Source organism: Pseudoalteromonas sp. P1-8, from assembly GCF_001399985.1.
Lineage (GTDB): Bacteria > Pseudomonadota > Gammaproteobacteria > Enterobacterales > Alteromonadaceae > Pseudoalteromonas.
In genome coordinates this window covers 263729-264066 of sequence record NZ_LJSO01000008.1, presented here as the reverse complement: position 1 = coordinate 264066, position 338 = coordinate 263729, and the positions used below count along the sequence as shown (strand labels likewise).

Sequence of the window (338 nt, the reverse complement as noted above, 5' to 3'; positions counted from 1 at the left end):
GCTGTAATGAGTAATCACACTCATCTGGTTCTTCACATTGATATAGCAAAAGCTAAGCGTCTAAATAATAAAGCGATTCTTATTAGATGGCACAAATTATTCAAAAGTACATTCCTTTGCCAACGATTCTTAAATGGCGAATTGCTAACACAAACCGAGCTCGCTGCGGTTAATACCAGAATAAATATATATCGTGAGAGGCTCAGCAGCATTAGTTGGTTTATGCGAGTTCTTAACGAGGGTATTGCACGAAAAGCGAATCAAGAAGATGAATGCAAAGGACGGTTTTGGGAAGGTCGCTTTAAATCACAAGCTTTACTTGATGAAGCTGCACTTGC

The 338-nt window shown here is 39.1% G+C and carries 1 pseudogene; it reads left to right on the top strand.

Features of this window, described 5'->3' with window-relative positions:
* Window positions 1-338, top strand: a pseudogene (locus AN213_RS20525) (transposase); the annotation flags it as partial.